20 protein-coding genes and 1 tRNA gene are annotated in these 26,106 nt (G+C 45.6%); 7 read left to right on the forward strand and 14 right to left on the reverse strand.

Annotated elements, in window-relative coordinates; all coding sequences use genetic code 11:
• Positions 1–98: 98 nt before the first annotated feature.
• Complete coding sequence (locus L1D31_RS12955) at positions 99–1,658, forward strand: AbgT family transporter (protein WP_239837522.1); 1,560 nt, start codon at positions 99–101, stop codon at positions 1,656–1,658.
• Positions 1,659–1,802: 144 nt separating this feature from the next.
• Positions 1,803–2,312, forward strand: a complete 510-nt coding sequence (gene tadA, locus L1D31_RS12960; RefSeq protein WP_239837523.1) for a tRNA adenosine(34) deaminase TadA — start codon at positions 1,803–1,805, stop codon at positions 2,310–2,312.
• Between the two features lie 384 nt (positions 2,313–2,696).
• On the opposite strand, the gene mltF is transcribed toward tadA, so the two are convergent.
• On the reverse strand, positions 2,697–4,217 hold the full coding sequence (gene mltF / locus L1D31_RS12965) for a membrane-bound lytic murein transglycosylase MltF (RefSeq protein ID WP_239837524.1): 1,521 nt from the start codon (positions 4,215–4,217) through the stop codon (positions 2,697–2,699).
• Between the two features lie 329 nt (positions 4,218–4,546).
• Between mltF and purL the strand changes: the two genes are divergently transcribed.
• Positions 4,547–8,443, forward strand: a complete 3,897-nt coding sequence (gene purL, locus L1D31_RS12970; protein ID WP_239837525.1) for a phosphoribosylformylglycinamidine synthase — start codon at positions 4,547–4,549, stop codon at positions 8,441–8,443.
• A gap of 166 nt (positions 8,444–8,609) precedes the next feature.
• A complete protein-coding gene (locus L1D31_RS12975) occupies positions 8,610–8,960 on the forward strand; it encodes a DUF3622 domain-containing protein (RefSeq protein ID WP_239837526.1) in 351 nt (116 codons plus the stop codon).
• 58 nt (positions 8,961–9,018) lie between these two features.
• Here L1D31_RS12975 and L1D31_RS12980 read toward each other — a convergent pair whose 3' ends face one another.
• From L1D31_RS12980 to purM, 5 genes are all read right to left on the reverse strand, one after another.
• Positions 9,019–9,210 (reverse strand): DUF4250 domain-containing protein, encoded by a 192-nt coding sequence (locus tag L1D31_RS12980; protein ID WP_006959611.1) that lies wholly within the window; start codon positions 9,208–9,210, stop codon positions 9,019–9,021.
• Positions 9,210–9,416 (reverse strand): YaeP family protein, encoded by a 207-nt coding sequence (locus tag L1D31_RS12985; protein ID WP_239837527.1) that lies wholly within the window; start codon positions 9,414–9,416, stop codon positions 9,210–9,212. Before L1D31_RS12985 ends, L1D31_RS12980 begins: the two co-directional genes overlap by 1 nt.
• 126 nt (positions 9,417–9,542) lie before the next feature.
• Entirely contained in the window at positions 9,543–10,193 is a 651-nt protein-coding gene (locus L1D31_RS12990; protein WP_239837528.1) for a tellurite resistance TerB family protein, read from the reverse strand.
• A 115-nt stretch (positions 10,194–10,308) separates the two neighbouring features.
• The gene (purN, locus tag L1D31_RS12995; RefSeq protein WP_239837529.1) at positions 10,309–10,950 is read right to left on the reverse strand and encodes a phosphoribosylglycinamide formyltransferase; all 642 of its coding nucleotides are present in this window, start codon (positions 10,948–10,950) and stop codon (positions 10,309–10,311) included.
• Positions 10,951–10,953: 3 nt separating this feature from the next.
• Positions 10,954–11,994: a phosphoribosylformylglycinamidine cyclo-ligase gene (gene purM, locus L1D31_RS13000; protein ID WP_239837530.1), complete on the reverse strand. Its 1,041-nt coding sequence runs from the start codon at positions 11,992–11,994 to the stop codon at positions 10,954–10,956.
• Positions 11,995–12,172: 178 nt separating this feature from the next.
• Here purM and upp point away from each other — a divergent pair, with 178 nt between their 5' ends.
• Positions 12,173–12,799 carry a uracil phosphoribosyltransferase gene (gene upp / locus L1D31_RS13005; RefSeq protein WP_239837531.1) on the forward strand — a complete coding sequence of 209 codons (627 nt, stop codon included), beginning with the start codon at positions 12,173–12,175 and terminating at the stop codon, positions 12,797–12,799.
• 60 nt (positions 12,800–12,859) lie between these two features.
• Here the strand turns inward: upp and rluF are convergent, their stop codons facing one another.
• From rluF to L1D31_RS13020, 3 genes are all read right to left on the reverse strand, one after another.
• Entirely contained in the window at positions 12,860–13,894 is a 1,035-nt protein-coding gene (gene rluF, locus L1D31_RS13010) for a 23S rRNA pseudouridine(2604) synthase RluF (RefSeq protein WP_239837532.1), read from the reverse strand.
• A 128-nt stretch (positions 13,895–14,022) separates the two neighbouring features.
• Positions 14,023–14,604 (reverse strand): DNA endonuclease SmrA, encoded by a 582-nt coding sequence (gene smrA, locus L1D31_RS13015; RefSeq protein ID WP_239837533.1) that lies wholly within the window; start codon positions 14,602–14,604, stop codon positions 14,023–14,025.
• A 156-nt stretch (positions 14,605–14,760) separates the two neighbouring features.
• Positions 14,761–14,901 carry a DUF3149 domain-containing protein gene (locus L1D31_RS13020; protein WP_006959603.1) on the reverse strand — a complete coding sequence of 47 codons (141 nt, stop codon included), beginning with the start codon at positions 14,899–14,901 and terminating at the stop codon, positions 14,761–14,763.
• A 357-nt stretch (positions 14,902–15,258) separates the two neighbouring features.
• Here L1D31_RS13020 and L1D31_RS13025 point away from each other — a divergent pair.
• Positions 15,259–15,335 (forward strand) — tRNA-Pro (locus L1D31_RS13025).
• 248 nt (positions 15,336–15,583) lie between these two features.
• Here L1D31_RS13025 and L1D31_RS13030 read toward each other — a convergent pair.
• On the reverse strand, positions 15,584–16,453 hold the full coding sequence (locus L1D31_RS13030) for a TraB/GumN family protein (RefSeq protein WP_239837534.1): 870 nt from the start codon (positions 16,451–16,453) through the stop codon (positions 15,584–15,586).
• Between the two features lie 402 nt (positions 16,454–16,855).
• On the opposite strand from L1D31_RS13030, the gene L1D31_RS13035 reads away from it, so the two are divergent.
• Positions 16,856–19,507 (forward strand): beta-N-acetylhexosaminidase, encoded by a 2,652-nt coding sequence (locus tag L1D31_RS13035; protein ID WP_239837535.1) that lies wholly within the window; start codon positions 16,856–16,858, stop codon positions 19,505–19,507.
• Between the two features lie 84 nt (positions 19,508–19,591).
• On the opposite strand, the gene L1D31_RS13040 is transcribed toward L1D31_RS13035, so the two are convergent.
• The 4 genes from L1D31_RS13040 to L1D31_RS13055 form a co-directional block, all read right to left on the reverse strand.
• Entirely contained in the window at positions 19,592–20,983 is a 1,392-nt protein-coding gene (locus L1D31_RS13040; RefSeq protein WP_239837536.1) for a peptide MFS transporter, read from the reverse strand.
• A 348-nt stretch (positions 20,984–21,331) separates the two neighbouring features.
• Positions 21,332–22,996, reverse strand: a complete 1,665-nt coding sequence (asnB, locus tag L1D31_RS13045) for an asparagine synthase B (RefSeq protein ID WP_239837537.1) — start codon at positions 22,994–22,996, stop codon at positions 21,332–21,334.
• Between the two features lie 224 nt (positions 22,997–23,220).
• A complete protein-coding gene (locus tag L1D31_RS13050) occupies positions 23,221–24,810 on the reverse strand; it encodes a cation:proton antiporter family protein (protein ID WP_239837538.1) in 1,590 nt (529 codons plus the stop codon).
• An 80-nt stretch (positions 24,811–24,890) separates the two neighbouring features.
• On the reverse strand, positions 24,891–26,105 hold the full coding sequence (locus L1D31_RS13055; RefSeq protein ID WP_239837539.1) for an ROK family protein: 1,215 nt from the start codon (positions 26,103–26,105) through the stop codon (positions 24,891–24,893).
• Position 26,106: the final 1 nt, after the last annotated feature.

The raw sequence follows: 26,106 nt of genomic DNA on the forward strand, positions 1-26,106 counted from the left end.
CTTTTTAGAGGCGCTTTTAATAAAATGTGTCGTTGAATAATAGGTCGCTACAACAATCATTACAGACCTAAGGCAACAACATCACATATGGAGTTACCATGAGTAACCAAGCTGTAAATCAAGCGCCATCCAACAAGCCGAGTGGTATGGATCGCTTTTTAAACTTTATTGAACGCGCGGGTAATAAGATCCCAGATCCTGCTATTTTGTTTTTCTGGGCTCTAGTTATTACTTGGGCTGCGTCTGCTCTCCTTTCAAACGTCTCGTTTGATCTGTTAAACCCACGCACTGGCGAAGCACTTGCAATCAACAACCTTTTAACCGGCGAATCTCTAGCAAGCTTCCTCGCGAATATGGTGACAACATTTACTGGTTTTGCGCCTCTAGGTATCGTACTGGTTGCTATGCTTGGTGTAGGGGTAGCGGATTCTTCAGGCTTTATTACCACAGGCCTCAAGAAGATGCTTAACTTCACTCCAGCTAAGCTACTTACTCCAATGCTTATTCTGGTTGCGATTGTTTCGCACACCGCGGCGGATGCAGGTTACGTTCTTGTTATTCCACTCGGTGGTATCATTTTCCATGCGGCTGGTCGTCACCCATTAGCGGGTATCGCTGCAGCATTCGCTGGCGTATCGGGTGGTTTCTCTGCAAACTTTATCCCTTCGGGTATCGACCCACTACTCGCTGGTTTCACACAAACTGCAGCACAGGTTCTTGATCCTGAATACGTTGTAAACCCACTTGCGAATATTTTCTTTACTGGTCTATCTTCAATCATCATTGTAGCGATTGGTTGGTATGTAACAGAAAAAATCATCGAACCTCGCCTAGCGAAAACGCCAATCGACGAAGATGCAGAAAAAGCACCAGATCTAGGTTCTTTCACTGAACTTGAGTCAAAAGCATTCCGCTATGCGGGTTGGGCGATGCTGGCTGGTATTGCTGTATTGATCGCAGCTATTATCCCTGAAAACTCGGCATTGCGTTCTCCTGAAGGTGAAATTACAGCGTTTACCGCGCCGTTAATGAAGTCAATTGTTCCATTGATCTTCATTTTATTCATCATTCCAGGCTACGTGTATGGTAAAGTCTCGGGGACATTTAAGACCAGTAACGACATCATTAAAGCGATGGCGGACACTATGTCGACAATGGGTGCGTACATTGTTATGTCATTCTTCTGTGCTCAGTTCTTGGCTGCATTTGCACAGTCGAATATTGGTACTATGCTAGCGCTATACGGTGCAGAAGGTCTGAAAGCAATGAACCTTCCGGGTGAAGCAACGATCATCGGTATGATTCTGTTGACGGCTTCTGTAAACCTGCTAATTGGTTCTGCTTCAGCCAAATGGGCTTTAATTGGTCCAATTCTAGTACCAATGCTAATGGCTGTAGGTATTTCGCCAGAGCTTTCTCAAGCGGCATACCGCGTTGGTGATTCTGTGTCGAACATTATCTCGCCTCTGATGGTCTTCTTCCCTCTCGTCGTGGTTTACTGTCAGCGCTACGTGAAGTCGACTGGTATTGGTACCCTAGCATCTCTAATGATGCCATTCTCAATTGCAATGTTGATCGGTTGGTCTATTTTCCTAGTGACATATTGGGCACTGGGTATCCCACTGGGCATTCAAGCTCCTTACACATATACAATGTAAGTTGACAGCATGAGGATTGATAAGCGCCGGTTGAGAGACTGGCGCTTTTTATTTTATAGTGGCAATTGAGCGCTCTTTTACTCTCGTGGGGTTATGGGTAGAATCATATTCCCACTGCATCTGTGTTAGATTTTGGAGCCTTAAGTGTCAGATTCTCAGTTTTCCTCTCAAGATGAATTCTTCATGCGACGTGCGCTGGCGCTTGCTGCTCAGGCAGAGTTAGAGGGAGAAGTACCTGTTGGTGCTGTCTTGGTCAAGGACGGAGAAGTGGTTGCTGAAGGTTGGAATCAGTCTATTGGTCATCATGATGCAACGGCACATGCAGAAATGCAGGTACTGCGTAAAGCAGGCCAAGTTTTGGAGAATTATCGCCTCCTTGATACAACCTTATATGTGACGCTGGAGCCGTGTCCAATGTGTGCCGGAGCTTTGCTTCATAGCAGAGTCAAACGTATCGTGTTCGGCGCTCCAGACTTAAAAGCGGGAGCAGCTGGAACAGTACTTAATTTGTTTGAGCACCAGGCTGCGTATCACTACGCGGATATCGAAGCTGGATTATTGGAAGAAGAGTGTCGAGTGCAATTGCAAGCATTCTTTAAGCGTCGTCGTAAAGAGAACAAAGCGCAGAAACAGGCAAAGCGTTTTGAAGGATAAGACTCTAGCAAACACCCGTGTCTAGGTGCTTGCTAGGATTATGCGCAAATTAGCTGCATGAAGGCTCGATGACGAGCAATGACTTTTTTCTTATTGTTACTGAGCATTCTCTTACGGCGGTTTGCTGCCACCGTTTTATTAAGGCGTTTTGACCGCATTTTACGTCTACTTATAAAACAACCTCCTACTATGAGTTATATCTGAATTATGGCTTTCTTATTCGAAGGTACTGATTACCTTGAGTAACTCGTCTTTTACCAGCCAATTGTTACTGTTTTAATAATGTTTGCAAGATCGCTAGCTTACGAGACTATGTGTGGGTAAGTACGCAAGAATTCAAGTGCACAATCACTAAACAGCGATAGTACACTTGAAAGCTGGTTTTTACTCTTGATTTGTTGGTGCTGCCGCTGAGCTGGCTGAAGCTGAAGAGACTGAACTTTCCGGCACTTCGATGACGGCAAGGTCGTCTATACTGATGTCGCTATTATCTGCCGTTTGTTGCTCCACATGACCAATAATACTTTGGTAATAACGGCGAATGTTCTCGACGTAGTTTCTTGCTTCATCACCGCGAGCGTAGCCATATCGAGTCTGGCTGTAGTATTTTTTCTGGCGTAGTAATGGCAAGCGATCTTTTACATCGGCCCATGAATCCGGATTGCCCCCTTGTCTTTTGGTTAGTCTCCTTGCGTCCATCATATGACCGTAGCCAACATTGTAAGAAGCGAGAGCAAACCAGATTTTTTCATGGTCATCGACAGAATCGGGTATACGAGAAACCATACGACGCAAGTAGTTTACGCCTCCTCGTACTGATTGCTTAGGGTCGAGTCGGTTTGTGACCCCGACGCTTTTAGCGGTGGGTAATGTCAGCATCATCATGCCACGAACGCCCGTTGGTGACTTAGCTCGGGGATTCCAGTGTGACTCTTGATAAGCCAACGCGGCCACTAAACGCCAGTCAAACTCTTCAGAATATTTTTTAAATAACGGTGACCATTTAGGCAGTTTGGAGTCAAGGGCACGGATAAATGCGCGTGTGTCAACATAATCAAAGCTGCCGATATGACCAATATATTTTTCTTCAAGTGAGGCGAGATGGCCTGATTGTTTGGTGTAACCAAAGAATTCAATCATCAATGCATATAAGCTTTCATCTTCTGAACGGCGAACAAACCAAGAGATGGGTTGATCTTCTGTGAGTTCAAAGGCTAATGCAATATCAGGGTAGATTCGTTGCGATAGGGATACCTCGACGGAATCGGCGATAGTGAACATCAGATCACCATCAGAGACCTGTTTAAGTAGATCGCTTACCTCCGCTTCAGGATCTATTTCAAATGCAAAGTCAGGATAGGCTTCTTGCTTTATGGCGTTCAGAGTCTGCTTCACATGTGAATCACTAACGATTTTTAGGATAGGTTGATCATCTTCCCCTTCAATTTGATCAGGTTGTTTACTGAGAAGCTGTTCTAAATTACGTGGTCGCCATTGGCCCTTTTTGTAGACCACTTGTTGGCTGACATAATAATAAGCAGGGCCGGGACGGAATCGCTCCATACGCTCAGCAGATTGAGTTAAGCCAGCAGCAATAATATCAATTTCGCCTTTGGTCAGTGCAGGGTAGAGCGATGAGATTCGGTAGGCCGGCTTCATTTCCAGTTGTACGCCTAGCTCATTGGCAAACTCACGAGCCAGTTCATAATCCAAGCCCGCAGGGCCATCGGGACCAATATAGTAAGACAACTGATTGTTCAAGGTGCCGACACGCAATACGCCACGCTCGCGTATTTGGTCTAAATCACTTTTAGGCTCTGATTCAATCTGACAGCCGGATAACACCAATACAGCAAACAGCAAGGCGCTGATTGATGTCCAACAGTTCAAGTATTGCTTCTTCATTCACATCATTCTCATACTTCCAGTAGGGCATTTATATCAAAGTGTCATAACAAGGCAAGACAATCAGAGTGAGTTCGGGTTAAAGATTTTAAATTAGGATTTTTGCGGTAATTCAAATTTGATGAAAAAAATGACGCAAACGGTTGCTTTTGGTGTTACATCACAAAAATAAATCCTTTATAATGCGCCCGCAAAGGAGAGGTGGAATCGGCATAGGTTTTAGAATTCTAGGGAATAGCTTCGAAGTAAAACAGTCTAACCCACTGAATTTATTCCAATATCACCTCAGGTCAGTAGACCTTAACCAATTGCATAAGAGACCTAAGCACATGAGAATTTTTCGTGGCTCCCCTGCTCTATCTGAATTTCGTGTTAACAAGCTTCTAGAGCTTTGTCGTGAATTGAGCTTGCCAGTAACGGGTATTTACGCTGAATTTACCCACTTTGCTGATCTAACGGCGGATCTAGACGCATCTGAAGTTGAGAAGTTAGAAAAGTTACTGACTTACGGTCCAACTATTGAAGAGCATGAGCCAACTGGTCTGCTGCTTCTAGTTACGCCTCGTCCAGGCACTATCTCTCCTTGGTCATCAAAATCGACAGACATCGCAAATAACTGTGGTCTAGACAAGGTGGTTCGTCTTGAGCGTGGTACAGCGTACTACGTTGAAACATCTGCAGAGCTAACTGAGCTTCAATTGGTTGAGCTAAAAGCAATTATCCACGATCGCATGATGGAAGTGGTTTTTGCTGACTTTGACTCAGCGAATGCACTTTTCCAAGTGGCAGAGCCTGCACCTGTAGCTGACGTTGACCTACTTTCTGGTGGTCGTGCTGCGCTTGAAAACGCAAACGTTACCCTAGGTCTTGCACTTGCAGACGATGAAATTGAATACCTTTACGATGCGTTCGTAAATAAGCTAGATCGTAACCCAACAGACATCGAGCTAATGATGTTCGCACAGGCGAACTCAGAGCACTGTCGTCACAAGATCTTCAACGCAGACTGGACTATCGACGGCGTTAAGCAAGAGAAGTCTCTGTTCAAGATGATCAAAAACACATTCGAAACGACACCAGATAACGTGCTGTCTGCTTACAAAGATAACGCAGCAGTAATGGTCGGTTCTGAGGTTGGTCGTTTCTTCCCGAATCCAGAAACTCGCCAGTACGGTTACAACCAAGAGAAAGCCCATATTCTAATGAAGGTGGAAACGCACAACCACCCAACGGCTATTTCTCCATGGCCGGGCGCATCTACAGGTTCTGGTGGTGAAATCCGCGACGAAGGCGCAACAGGTATTGGCGGTAAGCCAAAAGCAGGCCTAGTTGGTTTCACAACGTCTAACTTACGTATTCCGGGTTTTGAACAGCCATGGGAAACAGATTTCGGTAAGCCTGGCCGCATTGTTAATGCACTAGACATCATGCTAGAAGGCCCACTTGGTGGCGCGGCGTTTAACAACGAATTTGGTCGTCCTAACCTACTAGGTTACTTCCGTACTTACGAAGAAAAAGTGAACTCTCACGCTGGTGAAGAGGTTCGTGGTTACCACAAACCAATCATGATTGCTGGTGGTATGGGTAACATCCGTGATGAGCACGTGCAGAAGAAAGAGATCCCAGTCGGTGCAAGCCTAATCGTACTTGGTGGTCCTGCAATGAACATCGGTCTTGGCGGTGGTGCAGCATCTTCAATGGCATCGGGTCAATCGGCAGAAGATCTTGATTTTGCTTCAGTACAGCGTGAAAACCCTGAGATGGAACGCCGCTGTCAGGAAGTGATCGACCGTTGTTGGCAGCTTGGTGAACAGAATCCAATCGCATTCATCCACGATGTAGGCGCGGGCGGTATCTCTAACGCACTTCCAGAGCTTGTCGACGATGGTGAGCGTGGTGGAATCTTCCAACTACGTGACGTACCAAACGACGAACCTGGTATGAGCCCACTTGAGATCTGGTGTAACGAATCTCAAGAACGTTACGTACTGGCGGTTGCTCCAGAAAACATGGACGCATTCGATGTTATCTGTAAGCGTGAGCGCGCACCATACGCAGTCGTAGGTGTGGCAACAGAAGAGCGTGAACTGAAACTTGAAGATTCACACTTCGACAACACGCCAATCGATATGCCAATGGATGTACTTCTAGGTAAGACGCCTAAGATGCACCGTGATGCGAAGACGCTAAAAGCAAACAACCCAGCGGTTAACCGTGACGGCATTGAGCTAAACGAAGCGGCGGACCGTGTGCTACGTCTCCCAACCGTTGCTGAGAAAACATTCCTTATCACTATCGGTGACCGCACGGTGACCGGTCTAGTGGCGCGTGACCAAATGGTTGGCCCATGGCAGGTGCCAGTAGCAAACTGCGCAGTAACCGCAGCTAGCTACGATACTTACCACGGTGAAGCGATGTCTATGGGTGAGCGTACACCAGTTGCTCTTCTAGATTTTGGCGCATCTGCTCGTCTAGCGGTGGGTGAGGCTATCACTAACATTGCTGCGACAAACATCGGTGATATCAAACATATTAAACTGTCTGCTAACTGGATGTCTCCAGCAGGCCACCCAGGTGAAGATGCAGGTCTTTACGAAGCAGTGAAAGCGGTGGGTGAAGAGCTATGTCCAGCACTTGGCCTGACTATCCCAGTGGGTAAAGACTCAATGTCGATGAAGACTAAGTGGGAAGAGAATGGCGAGCAGAAAGAAGTGACGTCTCCGCTATCTCTAATCATCACTGCGTTTGCTCGCGTTGAAGATGTACGTAAGACAATTACTCCTCAGCTACGCACAGACAAAGGCGATACATCACTTGTTCTTATCGACCTAGGTAACGGTCTAAACCGTCTAGGCGCAACGGCATTAGCACAGGTTTACAAGCAGCTTGGTGATAAGCCAGCAGACGTAGACAACGCAGCGCAGCTAAAAGGTTTCTACGAAGGCGTTCAAACTCTAGTTGCGAACGATCAAGTTGTGGCTTACCACGATAAGGGCGATGGCGGTCTATTCGTTACTCTTGCTGAGATGGCATTCGCAGGTCACTGTGGTGTTAAAGCGAATATTGAAGCGCTAGGTGACGACGCTCTAGCAGTTCTATTTAACGAAGAGTTAGGCGCAGTACTTCAGGTTAAGAATGATGACCTAGATGCTGTACTTTCAACGCTAGCTGCAAACGGCCTTGAGGCATGTTCACACGTAATCGGTTCTGTAGAAGCGTCTGACGAGCTAGTGATCACTTCTGGTGAGACAGTGGTTCTAGAGCGTAACCGTACTGAACTACGTACTATCTGGGCTGAGACAACGCATAAGATGCAAGGTCTACGTGATAACCCAGCATGTGCTGACCAAGAGCACGAAGCGAAGAAAGACAATTCTGACCAAGGTCTGAACGTTAAACTAAGCTTTGATGTGAACGAAGACATTGCAGTACCTTACATTGCTAAAGGTGCTAAGCCTAAGATGGCAATCCTACGTGAGCAGGGTGTTAACTCTCACGTTGAAATGGCAGCAGCGTTTGACCGTGCAGGCTTTGAAGCAACTGATATTCACATGAGCGACATCTTAACTGGTCAAGCCGCTCTAGAAGAGTACCAAGGCCTAGTGGCTTGTGGTGGTTTCTCTTACGGTGACGTACTAGGCGCAGGTGAAGGTTGGGCGAAATCTATCTTGTTCAACGAGCAAGCTCGCAACCAGTTCCAAGGCTTCTTCCAGCGTGAAGATACCTTCTCTCTAGGTGTGTGTAACGGCTGTCAGATGCTATCGAACCTGAAAGAGCTAATCCCAGGTGCAGACCTATGGCCACGCTTCGTTCGTAACGAGTCTGAGCGTTTCGAAGCTCGCTTTAGCCTAGTCGAAGTGCAGAAGTCTGACTCGGTATTCTTCGACGGCATGGCAGGTTCTCGTATGCCAATCGCAGTGTCTCACGGTGAAGGACGCGTAGAAGTACGTGATGCTGACCACCTAGCAGCGATTGAAGCATCAGGTACGGTTGCCGTTCGTTACGTGGATAACCACGGAAATGCGACGCAGCAATACCCGAACAACCCGAATGGTTCACCAAACGCAATCACAGGTCTAACGACGCAAGATGGCCGCGTGACTATCATGATGCCTCACCCTGAGCGTGTATTCCGCACTGTGGCGAACTCATGGTCTCCAGAAGGTTGGGGCGAGAACGGTGCTTGGATGCGTATGTTCCAAAATGCACGTAAGAATGTCGGTTAACAGGTATTAGCTGTTATTGGAAAGTAAAAGCGCAGACCGAAAAGTCTGCGCTTTTTATTTGTTGAAAAATCTATAGCCAACGGCTCTTTTTTACGCTCTAATACCGCGCTTGCCAAGGGATGGCTAAATCCCTCAATACTCTATTAGAATCCCTTAGGAAATGAATATGTCGAACAACAAAAAATTTACCATTCGTGTGACTGAAAAGCGTAATGGTTGGTGTGCAGAGATCACTCGTCAAGTGACTTCACGTAAAACATCTGTGTCTAAGCGTGAAGCTGGCTTTGAAACAGAAGCTTTAGCGCAAGAGTGGGCGGAGAAAGAGCTAGCGGGTTTCATCCAAAACCAAGCGGCCCGTAACGAACGTAAAGGTGAAGCACGTAAAGTTCGTGTTGAGCGTGAAGAGCGTCTAGCGCAAGAAGCCGCTGAAAAGAAGGCACGTTACGAAGAAGCGAAGCGCACAGCGGCAGCGCAAGCTGAATTAGATGATGAAGATGACTTTTTCGACGAAGAGTAATCAATTCTAATAAAAAACCGCCTGCTTAGGCGGTTTTTTGTATCCGATAACGCTTTGATTAGCGAAATTGTCCTGCTTCTGGGAGGAAATCAAAACCTGCGGAAGCGAGTTTAGTCTCTAGCGCTGACTTATCGATATCAAAATACGTAGCCAGCTTATCTAAATCACCGCCAAAGTCATCTCGTAGCTTCATGTTGACGATGCTCATCAGCATGATTGGATCCATCGTTTCAAAGTTCGCCAAGTTCATTATTGATCCTCGAAATCTGAAATCAGCAGATTCGCTGCTGCAAATGCCGCTTTGTCTCTTACATGTTGCGGGAGGCTGGTATCCGCTGCAATATCGTTTAACGCGCGTAGTGAACAAGCAATCGCTTTAGGCACATAGGCTTGATCGCCACTGCCAATTTGCGCATAGAGCTCGCGAACCAAGTCGCAGCAATCATATATTTTCATGTTGTTAACCTAATAATTAAATGAGAACTGCTCTCAAATATACACAGGCTGTGATTGAAACTCAAAGCAACTGTTTGTTCTGGCTCAAGCTCAAGGCAGCGATGCTGAATTTTTGTTCGCTTTGGCTTAGTCTTGCAGTTGTTGCTCAAGCTGGAAAGTCACCTCCGGCGCCAGTTGTAACTGTTTGGCTAACTCCTGCAAATAGGCTTTCTCCATGAAATTCTGTTCATCGACAACAATTAGAGATGCGAGATAAATCTCTGAAGCTTGTTGTGGTGACTGAGCGAGTCGAGCAATTTCGCTTGGATCGAGAGGTTTGTTTAGCTCATTGTGGAGCATGGTTTGTAACCCAGCATCCGCACCAGCTTCTTTCAGTGTGGACTCTATGCGCTGCATTTCTTCTGCGTCGACATGACCATCTGCTTTTGCAGCGGCAATCATAGCTTTGATGATGAGCTCGTTATGAATAGTATCGTTGGCATTAAAATCTTCTTGTACTGAGGTTGTTTTTTGCTTGCCTTGCCAATTATTGTAAACGGTATAAGCCAGCGCCCCTAGAGCCGCTGCGCCTCCAATTTTAAGTGCATTTTTACCGACTTTTTTGCCAAGCTTTTTACTTTTTTTAGACCCCATGAGTAGGTTGACTAAGCCACCACCCACTGCACCTGCTCCAAGAGATTTTAGCGCTCCAGAGTTAGATTGCTGTTGCACTTTCTGTTGGCCTTGACGAACAAGATCTGAGTTTAGAGCCTGATTCAATAAACTTTTTAAATCCATTCTGGACCTCCTTAGTTTTGTTCAGACTAACTGAGTCAATATGAATTGAAGATTAATAGAAGCAAAAAGGCGAGCACAGAGCTCGCCTTTGATCGCAGAGTTTGCACGGCTGATACTATTCTTCAGCGTACCCATGAATTCCAAGTAACTTACCATCAAGGTAAGCTTCTTTTTCGTCTTTCATGATCAAGCGTTCCTCAACCAGCCATTGCACTACCAGAGGATAAATCTTATGTTCCTGAGTTTGTACTCGTTCTGTAAGTGTTTCAACCGTGTCTTCATCAAAGATGGGCACTTTAGCCTGTAGGATCACCGGGCCACCATCCAGTTGTTCAGTAACAAAGTGAACACTGGTGCCATGCTCTTCATCACCAGCATGAATAGCTCGCTGGTAGGTGTTCAGACCTGGGTATTTCGGCAGTAGAGAAGGATGGATATTGATCATTCGGCCTCTGTAGTGGCGAACGAATTCACCACTTAAGATGCGCATGTACCCTGCGAGAACAATGACATCTGGCTTGTATTCATCAATTTGCTTCATCAATTCATGATCAAACGCATCGCGGGTATCGAATGATTTTGGATCCAAAAAGTGGGCTGCTGCGCCTGCTTTCTTAGCTCGATCCAAGCCATAAGCTGTTGCTTTGTTTGAAAAAACAGCGGTCACTCGGCCAGTACTGATCTTGGTTTCACAAGCATCAATAATCGCCTGTAAGTTCGAACCATTTCCTGAAACTAAAACAACAATACTCTTCATAATTTATTTGATCTCTACTTGTTCTTCATCAGCACTGGCATCGGCGATTTCACCAATAACCCATGCCTTCTCACCTTCTGCTTCAAGCAACGCCACTGCCGCATTTGCTTGTTCTTTTGGCAACGCAATAACTAGACCAACACCACAGTTGAATGTGCGGTACATTTCGTGAGTGGTCACATTGCCTTTTTCTTGCAGCCAGTTGAAAATCACAGGCCATTCCCAGCTATTGCCATCGATAACAGCTTTGGTGCCTTCAGGCAGTACGCGAGGAATATTTTCCCAGAAACCACCGCCAGTAATGTGAGAAATTGCATGAATGTCGTGCGCTTCAATCATTTTTAGCGCCGATTTGATGTAAATCTTTGTTGGTTCCAGCAGATGTTCGCCGATAGTACGGCCTGCTAGCTCTTCATTCTTATCTGCGCCCGACACTTCGAGAATCTTACGAATGAGTGAATAACCGTTTGAGTGAGGACCACTTGAACCTACCGCGATAAGCGCATCGCCTGCCGCGACTTTGCTGCCGTCGATAACATTTTCTTTTTCTACGACGCCAACACAGAAGCCTGCTACATCGTAGTCTTCCCCTTCGTACATGCCAGGCATTTCAGCAGTTTCACCACCAATAAGCGCACAACCGGCTTGTACACAGCCGTCAGCGATACCGGAAACAACGTCTGCCGCAGTATCAACATCCAGTTTGCCTGTCGCGTAGTAATCGAGGAAAAACAGTGGCTCAGCACCTTGCACAATCAAGTCATTTACGCACATAGCGACAAGGTCGATGCCTATGGTGTCGTGTTTTTTCATATCCAAAGCAAGACGAAGCTTGGTTCCAACCCCGTCAGTACCTGAGACAAGTACCGGCTGCTTATATTTGGTTGGTAGCTCGCACAAGGCACCAAAACCACCAATACCACCCATTACTTCAGGGCGGCGAGTACGTTTAACGGCACCTTTGATGCGATCAACAAGTGCGTTACCTGCATCGATATCTACGCCAGCGTCTTTATAGCTAAGAGAAGTGTTATCAGCACTCACAAGGAAGTCCTCAGTTTGAAAGTTGGATATGAAATCGGCGCTATTCTAACAGCGGATAAACCAATATAGCAAACGTTTGCGCTGGTTTTTTCTTTTGTTCTAGCGCAAGAATTTGAGAACGAAATCGTTTATAATCTGAAGGTTTGTTTAAAAATCACCTATGTATCCGGAGATGGAAATGAAAGTTGTTGAAGTAAAACACCCTCTTGTTAAACACAAACTGGGTCTAATGAGAGAAGGTGAGATCAGCACTAAGCGCTTTCGTGAGCTAGCAACTGAAGTTGGTAGCCTACTGACTTACGAAGCAACTGCAGACTTTGAAACAGAGAAAGTAACCATTGAAGGTTGGAATGGGCCGGTAGAAGTAGACCAGATTAAAGGTAAGAAAGTGACGGTTGTACCTATCTTACGTGCTGGTCTTGGCATGATGGATGGCGTGCTTGAGCATATGCCAAGTGCGCGTATCAGTGTTGTGGGCATCTACCGTGATGAAGAAACACTAGAGCCGGTGCCTTACTTTAATAAGCTAACATCTAATATTGATGAGCGTATTGCGCTGGTTGTAGACCCAATGCTTGCCACGGGCGGTTCAATGATCGCTACGATCGACCTGCTAAAAGAGCAAGGCTGTAAAGCGATTAAGGTCTTAGTTCTAGTTGCAGCGCCAGAAGGTATTGAAGCGCTAGAGAAAGCTCACCCAGATGTTGAACTTTTTACTGCCGCGATCGATGAAAAACTAAATGACAAAGGTTACATCGTTCCTGGTCTTGGTGATGCAGGCGATAAGATCTTCGGTACGGTATAAATTGAAGTATCTCAGCAAATAAAAACGGGAGCCAGCTGGCTCCCGTTTTTATAGGACAAGTTATTTCTTTAAACTTAATGTGCCGCCAGTGCGAGGCTTGTCAGATGGTCGCTGAGCGGGTTTATCTGACTTTGGTTTGTAGACGCTTTTGCCTTTGTTGGTGCTTGGCTTAGATTTGGAATCTGATTTTCCTCCCCGCCCTTTTTTCGAATTAGGGGCATGGCGAAATTCTTCGGCATTTTTGCCTTTGAATGTGCGCTGTTTTTGATTGCGCCTTGCTTTCGATTCCTGATTCTCTTCACGACTGTCAAATAGCTTGGCGTCAGTCGCTTTGCGAATGTTACGACCGCGTGAATCTACTTTTGAAGCGTCTTCCGTTCCACTCGATGACTCACACATTGTGAGAATTTCTCTGATCTCGTCATCGCTGAGGTAGCGCCACTGGCCATTTGGGATTCCATCGAGGGTGATATTCATGATACGAACTCGGCGAAGTTTGAAAACCTCATAACCAAGTGCTTCACACATACGACGGATTTGGCGGTTCAGGCCTTGTGTGAGGACAATACGAAAAGAGAATTTAGTCTCTTTAGTGACCTTACATGGCAACGTCCTGGTATCGAGAATATCGACACCTGAGCTAATTTTTTTGATGAACTGTTCGGTAATCGGTTTATCGACACGAACAACATACTCTTTTTCGTGATTATTGCCGGCACGGAGGATCTTGTTGACGATATCACCGTCATTGGTCAGAAAGATCAAGCCATCAGAAGGTTTGTCTAGGCGGCCGATAGGGAAGATACGCTTCTTGTGGCCGATAAAATCGACAATGTTGCCGGGGATATCACGTTCAGTGGTACAGGTGATGCCAGTCGGCTTATTCAAAGCGATATAAACAGGCTTGTCTGTTGCAGCGTTGATCGGCTTATCATCAACGCAAACATCGTCGCCCGGTAAAACTTTAGTGCCCATTTCAGGGATTTTGCCATTAATTGTGACACGACCTTGTTCAATCAGGCGGTCGGCTTCGCGGCGTGAGCAAAAGCCCGTCTCACTAATGAATTTGTTTAAGCGTTTGGCATCTTGTGACATGTTGTTCTCTCTAACGTTTCACAACGGCATTAATCTAAAAATGAAAAAGCAGCCCGTTAGGCTGCCTGAACATTCTAGCACTGTTATGCCATCTGAGTAAGTTTAATATTACTTAGAAGATATCTTGGTTAACCAAGACGCTTTTGATGACGTTCTCGGTTTTCGAGTTTCTTATCTGAACTTTTGCGCAGCATGACATAAACGGCGCCGCTGCCACCATGAAAGTGCTGTGCACTGTGAACGCATTGTACGTCGCGAATTTGCTCTAACCATTGTGCTACATAGCTTTTCATTAGGGCTGGTGGATTAGATTTCTCACCACGGCCGTGAACGATGATGACCGTTCTGATATCCATTTTTATGCATTGTTTGAGGAACTTAACTACTTCATCCCGAGCTTCTTTCAAGGTGCGGCGGTGCAAATCAAGACGAGCCTGGATGGGGTATTTGCCCAAGCGTAACTTTCGGTAGACGCCTTCCTGAACACCATCTCGCTTAAACTCAATGATATCTTCGGGTTTAAGCATGGGGGCATGGTCTACTGACAAGTATTCTGGGTCATCTTCGGTTAACCAGATAGCGGCTTCGCGTTTGGCAAGCTGTGCTTCAGTGACCTTATGGTGTTTTTTATGTTCGGTTGTATCTTGTTTGATTGGTGTTACGTCACCCATCATTTCTTGGAATAAGGCGAAATCATCATCGTGAGACATAACTGCATCTCAGAGTAGGGAATGAGTAACTGTATTATACCCATGACAACGGATAATAGAGCAGAAATTTCTAATGCTGAAAGTAAAAAACCGAAGTAGACAAAGAATCTACTTCGGTGCATAGCGATACTCTATTCGAAAATAGGGCTAAGCGATCTAGTGAGGAGATTTGTCGTTCATTACTTTGTAAATGAAGTAACCGCCATAAAATAGCATCAGACCCAAAGCCCCAAAGATGACTAACATTGAAGATAGTCCAACTGCATTACCAAACAGGAGATTCAGCCAAAAGTCCATGTTCCCTCCAAATCCAAAGTAGTGATGACATGGATTAAATTAATAGACGGTTACAATACCGGTACTGATCTGGATCAATTGTATGGTTTTGGTTGCGTATTTGTTTCTTGTGCTGTGTTTGTGCTCACATTTTATCACCCGTTGGTGGTGTTTTAGTCAAACAAGCCTAAATGTAAAAAAACTTAGTAAAATGGCTTGCGTTAACGATCAGAATCCGTAATATACGCCTTCGTTGACGGGCAATCAGCTCGAAGAAACGTCTCAGTGATTAGCGTAGCTTGATAACGCATCCTGGGGTTAGGAATAGCGGGAGTAGAGGGCGGCCCTCTGATGCAGCGAAATCCTAGCAAAAATTTTCGGTGAATAGCGCAGCTTGGTAGCGCATCTGGTTTGGGACCAGAGGGTCGGGGGTTCGAATCCCTCTTCACCGACCATATTTAGAAAAAAGCTCTGCAGAAATGCAGAGCTTTTTTCGTTTATAAGATTTGGAACCAGAGAGCCGGGGGCTGGAGAGCCAGTCCGATCGAATCTCTCTTCACTGACCATATTAAGAAAGCCTGCTTTATAAGCAGGCTTTCGTCGTTTTAGAGCAGTAGGGAACAGGATTGAAACCCGAATGGGGTTCGTCTGATATTAGAATCTGGCTTTTCTCGTTTCAACAACATACGATTTGCTGCAACGACTAATATTCAAACTCACAGTTCGCGGCCTTACTCTGCGAAAGTTGTGAGACCTTAAAGCCACTATCTTTGAGCAAATCCAAAACACTCTGCTCACCAACTAGATGTAATGCACCGACAACCATCATGTAAGAGCCTTTGCGTTTAGGTGACCAGCTTGGTTCTGACATTTGTTTCGCCCAGTCGATATTTCTCTGGGTCATAAAACTCTGTTGAAACTCTGGAGACATTTCTGTCAGGCTGGCGAATTCATTTAACTTATCCAAATCACCCGCTTTCCAACTTTCTATCAGGCAGTGAGTGGCATCTTCTGAGTGGTCAAACTCTTCAATAGCGCTAACCAATAGCTCTTTACCCGCTTCTTTTTGTCCTGTGAGTAAATCAATCTGAAACTGAAGCGACTCCAAACTAATAACGGGAATGTCTTGGACAGTAGCTTTGTACATCAAATGAGTATCGATGCCATAAGCTGCCTGGTAGCCGAGGTACTCGATTTGTTTCATCTGTAATGCCAGCGCGGTTGCCCATGGCGGGGACAGCATCAACTGTTGTTGGTCCATGTTAAGTAGATTAGCTATCCCTTTAAGTTCGCTTTGCTGTGCTGGGCTCAGGACATCTTTGGTCTGTAATGTCACAGGTGGGTAGCTGACCCCCTGTGTTTTGCGTATGTCTGTTTCCATGATTAGCCCGTCACTTGACTTAAGCCGTTCAGTGATTGTTTGAGGCAGTGGGTACATGCTTTCATCTCCGACATGTACTGAACCCAGAATTAAATAGTTGAGTTTGCCCTTCTGAGCCTGCCAGTAAAGAGGTTCTGCTACAGAGGAGGTTGAGATGGCCAGGGTCAGAAACAGTAGACAAAATTTATACATAGGGTCTGTCGCCTTACGGAAAATTTGTTGAAATGGTTAGGTTTTGACGTGGTTTAACGAGAGCAAACTGCGTCTAAAATCACACTTTTCTATTTTACATCCTAGATTAGCGTAATCGGATGATTGCTGTCGTGTGATCTAAGTCTTAATTCATTTGTAGTTGTTATGAATAGATGCGATCAAATTCTCAGTAATACCGTCAAATGATTTATGTTGATTTTAACGTTAATTATAAGTTTTTGTTTTTAAATATCATTTTGTTTTTATAAATCTTGAGTTTTGAACACGATCACTTTCACTAGAGTTTAATTTTACGACTAAAAATAAATCGAGATATGTTGTTTCTATGCTTAGTTTTCGAGCTGACGTTTTCGGCTCAATTTACGTGTTGGGGTAAGTAAGATGTTTAAACAAAGTCTGATCGCGGTATCGGTTGTCGCATCACTAGCAGGTTGCTCTGCTTTTCAATCTAATGAGCAAAGTGTCGTTAATTCGCTCGCCAGTAACCTTGATATTCAATATGAAGTACTAACAAACCACGGCGCAAATGAAGGTCTTGCATGTCAAGACATGGGTGCTGAGTGGGCGTCTTGTAACAAAGTAAACATGACGCTAGTTAACCAAGGTGAAGCGGTTGACTCTAAAGATTGGGCTATCTATTTCCACAGCATTCGTCTGATTCTGGATGTAGACAATGAGCAGTTCAAAATTTCTCGTGTAACAGGTGACTTACATAAGTTAGAACCTACAGACAAGTTCGATGGCTTCGCTGTGGGTGAAGAGGTTGTGCTTCCTCTTATTGCTGAATACTGGCAGCTATTTGAAACTGACTTTATGCCGGGTGCTTTCGTTGCTGCGCCAAACGCAGAGCCTAAGATGATCGCTTCCTTAAATACTGAAGATGTGGCGTCTTTTGTGACAGGTCTTGAAGGTAATAACCTAAAACGTACGCCAGATGACAACAACGTATTTGCAAACGCTGTGTCTCGTTTCGAGAAGAACCAAGACTTAGCAAAACAAGATGTATCAACCATGTTATTACCAACGCCAATGTCTGTTGAAGTTGGTAAAGGTACGGTAGATATCGCGGCGGGTATTGCGCTGCCTAAAGACGCATTCGATGTGACTCAATACGAAGCAATTCAAACACGCGGCGAAGTGGTAGGTGTGGATGTTCAAGGCTCCCTTCCAGTAAGCATCACTGTTATTCCTACAGAGTTCACCGATGAATTAGCAAAATCTGGTGCTTACGAAATGAGCATCAAAGGCGACGGTATTGCGATTAAAGCGTTTGACCAAGCAGGTGCTTTCTACGCAGTACAATCTATCTTTGGCCTGGTAGATAGCCAAAATGCTGATTCTCTACCACAACTGTCTATTAAAGATGCGCCGCGTTTTGATTACCGTGGTGTGATGGTGGACGTGGCTCGTAACTTCCACTCTAAAGACGCAATTCTTGCAACGCTAGACCAAATGGCAACGTACAAGATGAACAAACTACATCTTCACCTAACGGATGATGAAGGCTGGCGTTTAGAAATCCCGGGTCTGCCTGAGCTGACTGAAGTGGGTGCTAACCGTTGTTTCGATTTGGAAGAGAAAAGCTGTTTACTGCCTCAGCTTGGCTCAGGTGCAACGACAGACAACTTTGGTTCAGGCTTCTTCAGAAAAGCAGACTACGTGGACATCTTGAAGTACGCGAAAGCGCGTAACATTGAAGTGATTCCTGAAATTGATATGCCAGCACACGCTCGTGCAGCAGTGGTATCAATGGAAGCACGTTACGACCGTCTAATGGAAGAAGGTAAAGAAGCACAAGCGAACGAGTACCGCCTGATGGATCCTCAAGATACATCGAACGTAACGACGGTTCAGTTCTACAACAAGCAAAGCTTCATCAACCCATGTATGGAATCTTCAACTCTCTTTGTTGATAAAGTGATTTCAGAAGTAGCAGCAATGCACCAAGAAGCGGGCACGCCACTAACAACATGGCATTTCGGGGGTGACGAAGCGAAGAACATCAAGCTAGGCGCTGGTTTCCAAGATGTGAACGCTGAAGACAAAGTAAGCTGGAAGGGTACGATTGACCTGTCTAAACAAGACAAGCCATTCGCACAATCTCCACAATGTCAGACGCTAATTGCAGACGGTACGGTAAGTGACTTTGCTCATCTACCAAGCCACTTTGCAGAAGAAGTGTCTAAGATTGTGGCAGAGAAGGGCATTGCAAACTTCCAAGCTTGGCAAGATGGTCTTAAATACAGTGAAGGTGAGAAAGCGTTCGCTACAGAAAACACACGTGTTAACTTCTGGGACGTTCTTTACTGGGGTGGCACATCATCAGTGTACGAATGGTCTAAGAAAGGCTACGACGTGATCGTTTCTAACCCAGACTACGTGTACATGGACATGCCATACGAAATTGACCCGAAAGAGCGTGGTTACTACTGGGCAACGCGTGCAACAGACACGCGTAAGATGTTTGGTTTTGCACCAGAGAACATGCCTCAAAACGCAGAAACTTCTGTAGACCGCGATGGTAACGGCTTTACTGGTAAAGGTGAAATCGAAGCGAAACCTTTCTACGGTCTATCAGCACAGCTTTGGTCTGAGACAGTACGTAACGACGAGCAATACGAGTACATGGTATTCCCTCGCGTACTAGCCGCCGCTGAGCGTGCATGGCACCGTGCTGATTGGGAAAACGACTACAAAGTGGGTGTTGAATACTCGCAAAACTCTAACCTAGTAGACAAAGCTGCGCTAAATCAAGACTATAACCGCTTTGCCAACGTAGTTGGCCAACGTGAACTGGCTAAGCTAGAGAAATCAGGTATCGACTACCGCCTACCTGTACCAGGTGCGAAAGTAGAAGATGGCAAGCTAGCGATGAACGTTCAGTTCCCTGGTGTCAAGCTTCAATACTCTCTAGACGCCAAGAACTGGCTAACTTACGCAGACAGTGCTCGTCCAAGTGTGAAAGGTGAAGTGTTTATCCGCTCGGTATCTGCGACAGGCGAGAGAGTAAGCCGCGTGACTAGCGTGAAGTGATTTTCTCCCTTTCCGATAGAGGGAAAAGCAAACAAAAACGCCCGACCTATGATAGGCCGGGCGTTTTCATATATGAAGCTGCGATTAAGCGATTTGAGTTTGCTGCTCTTCTATTTGCTCAGCATTGCTGATTGGCGATTCTGCGCCGTGCATCCAACGAACCAGTGTGTTTGAGAACAAGAGCAGAATGACACCAGATATGATTGCGGTTACCGCGATGCCACTAAAGATAGCAAATGCGCCAAGTTCGCCAACATGTGAGCCAACATAGCCAGCGACATAGTTAGCAATCGCATTACAGCCGAACCACGCGCCCATCATCAGAGAAGCGAGGCGGAGCGGGGCTAACTTAGTCACTAATGACAAACCGATTGGAGACAGGCAAAGCTCACCGAGGGTATGGAAGAAGAAAGCGCCAACTAGCCATAGCATGGAGGTTTTCACCGTGGTATCACCACCTTGTTCAATTACCGCACCAACCATACATAGGAAACCAAGTGCGAGGAAGAACATAGCGAGAGCAAATTTGACCGGTGAGTTTGGCTCTCGTTTCCCAAGCTTGATCCAAAGTACTGCAAGTAAAGGAGCAAGTGTAATGATGAAGAATGGATTAAGTGATTGGAACCAAGCTGCAGGTACTTCGAAGCCGCCAATCATACGATCTGTGTATTGCTGGGTGTAGATGTTCATCAGGCCACCTGCTTGCTCAAAGCCAGCCCAGAAGACAATAGTGAACAGGCTCATCACCAAAATAACTTTGATGCGGTCAAACTCTTCTTTCGTTAATGGCTCTTTCTTAGAGGACTTTTTGAGGGCCAAATCTCTCTTGGCTGCAGGTTCGCGGCCAATGTCCCCAAGCCATGACTGAGCGAGGCTCATCTGCATGATCAGGCTGATGAGCATACCGATACCCGCGACAACAAAGCCAGACTTCCAGCCAAATTCATTGGTAACAGAGCCCGCGACAACTCCTGCTAGTAGCGCGCCTATGTTGATACCCATGTAAAAAATGGTAAACGCTCCATCGCGTCGGTTATCGCCTTCCTGATACAAGTAACCCACCATGGTTGAGATGTTGGGCTTAAATAGGCCATTACCCGCAATTAAAAGCGCAAGGCCGAGGTAAAAGGTGGGTACAGTACCTAGCCCCAACATATCTGCTGGCATGGCTAAGGTGAATTGGCCGACGGCCATTAAAGCGCCACCAATAAGAATAGAGCGGCGTTGTCCGAGGTAGTTATCGGCTAGCCATCCGCCAATAAGTGGAGTGATGTAAACGAGTCCAGTATAGATGCCGTAGAGATCCAAAGCATCTTTAGTCGACCAGCCTAAACCACCGTCAAGTGTTGCATCGGTAAGGTAAAGAACAAGGATTGCACGCATTGCGTAGTAAGAAAAGCGTTCCCAAAGTTCGGTACCGAACAAAAGGAACAAGCCTCGAGGGTGTCCAAAGAATTGTTGATGTTGGTTTGACATAAATATTACTAATGTTTGTTATTAAAGAATTTTATTTGTTTCCTACATATACTCTGTAGTAGATCTATCTGCAATGGCTCTATTTATTAGTCATGCTTATGGTTTTCTTGTAACCGTTTGAAATAAAAGAAATAATGGCTTTTAATTGCTGAAAATAACGTACCATAAACTTAGTTTGCAAAATCGAGATTATGATTTTTACAATATGCTGTCATATCTGAAAGAAAAGAGAAGTGGGCAGCGCTGAGAAAGGGTGGCTAGTAAGTGAGCAAACTGATTGCTTTGCAGTATTTGAAGAAGTTTGTTGTGAAATAAAAAAGAGGCTCAATGAGCCTCTTTTAAGTTTGGTTAGTATGAGTCGTTGTGAACGCTCTGAACAGCTCGGCCTGATGGGTCAGCCATGTTCTTGAATGATTCGTCCCATTCAATCGCCTTAGCTGAAGAACAAGCGACTGATGGACCGCCAGGGACACATTCTGCCGCCGATGGAAGCGGGAATAGTTCTTCAAAGATTTCACGGTATACATAGCCTTCTTTTGTTGTCGGCGTGTTGTATGGGAAGCGGTAGGCAGCCGTTTCCATTTGCTGATCAGAGACTTTTGCTTCAGCCACTTCTTTAAGTGTATCGATCCAGCTGTATCCGACACCATCAGAGAACTGCTCTTTCTGACGCCATGCGATTGAATCTGGTAGGTAGTGTTCGAAACACTCACGCAGGATGTGTTTCTCCATCTTACCGTTACCACACATCTTATCTTCTGGGTTCAGGCGCATTGCCACGTCGATAAATTCTTTATCTAGGAAAGGCACTCGACCTTCAACGCCCCATGCCGCAAGTGATTTGTTGGCACGTGCACAGTCAAACATGTTGAGAGCAAGCAGCTTACGTACTGTCTCTTCATGGAACTCTTTCGCGTTTGGTGCTTTGTGGAAGTAGAGGTAGCCACCGAAGATTTCATCGGCCCCTTCACCAGAAAGCACCATCTTGATACCCATTGCTTTAATTTTACGACCCATAAGGAACATAGGCGTCGAAGCACGGATGGTTGTTACGTCATAGGTCTCGATATGGTAGATAACGTCACGAATAGCATCGAGACCTTCTTGAATCGTGTAGGTCATCTCGTGGTGAACCGTACCGATTTTGTCTGCCACTTCTCGTGCTGCTTTGAGGTCAGGAGCACCTTCAAGACCTACCGCAAACGAGTGGAGTTGCGGCCACCAAGCTTCTGATTTCTCATCATCTTCAATACGCATCGCCGCAAAACGTTTTGCTACCGCTGAAGTAATAGAAGAGTCCAAGCCGCCAGAGAGAAGTACACCGTAAGGTACGTCTGTCATGAGCTGGCGCTTAACTGCAGCTTCAAGTGCTTCAGTCAGCTCTTCTTTGCTGGTGGAGTTGCCTTGGACTGCAGCGTACTCATTCCAGTCACGGATGTAGTAGCGTTGAGGCTCTGCATCACCACTTCCATAGTAACAACCAGGAGGGAATTCGCTGACGGTTTTACAGACTGGCACCAATGCTTTCATTTCAGAAGCGACATAGTAGTTACCGTGTTCATCGTAACCTTGGTAAAGCGGAATGATACCAATGTGATCACGGCCGACGAGATAGGTGTCTTTCTCTTCATCATACAGAACGAATGCGAAAATACCGTTGAGTTCTTCGAGAAGGTCAGCGCCCATATCTTGGTAAAGCGCTAGGATGACTTCACAGTCAGAGTCGGTTTGAAAATCGTATTTACCTTCATAACGTGCACGGATTTCCTTGTGGTTGTAGATTTCACCGTTTACCGCAAGGATGTGCTTTTTATCAGCGCTATACAGAGGTTGTGCTCCACTATTTAATCCAACAATAGCAAGACGCTCATGAGCGAGAATGGCTTTGTCTGAAGAATAGATACCTGACCAGTCAGGGCCACGATGACGAAGTTTCTTAGACATTTCTAGCGCTACAGGGCGAAGAGCTTGAGCGTCACTTTTGATGTCTAGAATACCGAAGATAGAACACATACAACTTCCTTATAAACCTTATTTAATCTGCTGACTTCAATTTGCCATTTTGATTAAAAAAATCAACAGTCACTGATGAAAAAAGTTTAACTAATAAGGTTGTTGTTAAATTTTATCTAATATTAACCGCTGCCTGGTGAATGAAATCTATGTTTGGTTCGTTTTTTGAACGATTTGAGGTGTCAGTAAAGAAAAGGCAGCTATGTCGCTGCCTTGTTCGTACGTTACTGTGAAGTGCTGAAGGTAGGTTTCAATTGCTCACAGACGTGCCTAGCGAAGCCACTCCCTGCTTCGCTATATATGTTAAACGCAGCGTCTACCCCTCCTTCATTCAGGCTTTCAAGCTGATCTGGGTATGCTGCGATAGCTGCGATCTGGCCTTGAAATTTTTTGCTCTGTAGCTGCTCTAGTGCAGTTTGGTTCCCTTGGTGATGAGGCATGGCGAGTAGAACTAACTTTACGTTGGCCGTATCGAGGATACGTTCCCAGAAGTCAGGGTCAGTGGCATCTCCGGCGATCACATTTCGTCCTTCAGCTTGATGCTGTACAGCAGCGTCCTCTCTCACTTCAATACCTAAGCAAATCTTTCCATAACGCGAGCGTAACTCATCATAGGCACCAGTGCCTATGCGTCCCATACCAAGGATCAGAACTTGAGCATTCCCCGGATTAATGAGCTGATCGCGAGTGTGAAGTTTCTCCGCTGCATGTTCTTTTAACCAACGGCCAGAACGACGGTATAACTCGTGGCCTTTACGGTTGAGTGGTGATGCTAGAACAAAGGAGATGGAGACTGCCAATGCTAAAGCAACCAATATATCTCCGCTCATCCAGCCCATTTTAAAGGCGAGTCCACCAACGATGAGACCGAATTCACTAAAGTTAAATAGGCTCAGTGTGGTGAGTAATGAAGTCCGTACACGGAACTTAAAAGTATTAAGTACGGCAAAATATAGAATCCCTTTCAGTGGCAATAGCAGTAAGAACAAAATAGCTAAGGCAAAACCTGACATGGTAGGTTGCGCTGCCAAACCGATATTGAGGAAAAAACAAACGAGAAAAAGTTCTTTTAGATTAAACAGTGATTTAGAAAGTTCTGATGCCTTGCGGTGCCCAGCAAGGAGCATTCCTAGGATCAAAGCGCCAAGATCTGGCTTCATTCCGACCAGCTCGAATAACCCAGCACCGACGACTAGCGCAAAGAAAATACCGAATAGTACCAGCATTTCGCCATGGCCAACCCAATCAAGTATCTTATAGAAAATAGGACGCAACAGAGGTAAAGCAAATAATATGATGGCATACCACTCAGGCAGTTTACCCGTTGAAGCGGTTAGAAACACCACAGCAAAGATGTCCTGCATAACTAGAATACCAATCGCCATAGTTCCGTAAGTGGCATTCATCTCCCCTTTTTCTTGGAGAGATTTCACGGCGAAAACGGTACTAGAGAAAGAGAGTGCGAAACCAAGCAGGAGCAATTGCTCTGCTGACATGCTCGCTAGTGAGCTGACACCTAAGAATTTGAAGCAGAGTAGGGCGGCACTAAATAAAAGGGTAGATAGCAGATTGTGTATGGTGGCCCCCGCCCAGATTTCTTTGGATAGTAGTGTTTTGATATCCAGTTTTAAACCGATTGTGAACAGCAAGAGGGTCACGCCAAGATTGGCCAGCGTGACTATGGTACCATTCGTTTCAAAACCAAAAGCGTGCAAAGCAAAACCAGCCAGTAAGAAACCGACCAAAGGGGGCAAGTTGCACTTGAGGGTAATGAACCCAGCCAGAAAGGCGGAAGAGATTAAAATGAGTTCCATATGAATCTGATTCTTGTCCTAATAAAAACGGGTTACATAATTGTAACCCGTTATTCTAACTCAACTGATTGCTTACTAGATCAATCTTCGAGCAATTTTTGTAACAAAACGCCGTTAAGCATCGCACGTTTTATCATTGCAAATGCCCCAATCGTTGGCTGGCTATCGATCTCAGAGGCGACAATCGGCAGTCCACTGTGGAAAGTAGTGAGAGACTGGTTTTCCACATTGCGACGAATTGCAGGGAAAATAATCTCTTCGCAACGGGTAATATCCCCGGCGATAACGATTTTTTGTGGGTTAAACAAGTTAATAGTAATTGCAATGGCTTTACCTAACTGGTTACCTACCCGAACCAAACTTTGTTTGGCCAGTTCATCACCCATGTTTGCGTGATCACACACTTCTTTAATCGTAATGGTTTCCAGTTCTGTCAGGCTGGATTCATAACCTTGTTTGATTAATTTTTTTACTCGCTCAACGATCGCGGGGTTAGCTGCTACCGTTTCGAGGCAACCAAAGTTACCGCACTGGCATTGTTCCCCTAGGGGATCGATCTGAATATGACCAATTTCACCGACGTTGCGATTGAAACCCAAGAAAACTTGGCCGTTGACGATAATACCTGCCCCTGTACCACGATGAACACTGACTAAAATCGAATCTTGGCAATCTTTACTCGCGCCAAAGTAATGTTCCGCAAGCGCCATACCTCGAACATCATTACCGACGAAGCATTGAACATGGAAGGTGTTTTCGATCAGCTCGGCGAGGGCAAGGTTATCGATACTGATGTTAGGCATATACTCGACAACGCCAGTTTCAGGGTTTACCAGACCGGGTAGAGAAACACCAATGGCGATCAACTGGTTGATGACCGAGTGGTTAGATTGAATAAAGTTTTTTAGGTGAGAGGTGAGACCGTCAACTAAATCTTCTTGAGTGGTATAGAAGAATTCCTGATATCCAGAAACCAATTCTTTACCACCAAGATTGTAGAGGCTGAATTGAATGTAATCTCTGCCCAAACGTACGGCTACTGAATGGAAAGGCTCGACTTCGGTGGTCAGTGAAATCGCACGACGCCCTCCCGTTGAGGCTTGCTGTGCGACTTCTTTGATAAGACCACGTTCGAGTAATTGGCGGGTGATTTTTGTAACGCTTGCTGGCGCGAGTTGACTAACGTCCGCGACTTGGATTCGAGATATCGGCCCTTGTTGATCGATCAGTCGATAAACTGCTGCGCTATTTAGCTGTTTTACTAAGTCTACGTTACCTATTTGTCCGCCATTCATT

Source organism: Vibrio sp. Isolate23 (genome assembly GCF_022398095.1).
Classification (GTDB): domain Bacteria; phylum Pseudomonadota; class Gammaproteobacteria; order Enterobacterales; family Vibrionaceae; genus Vibrio; species Vibrio coralliilyticus_A.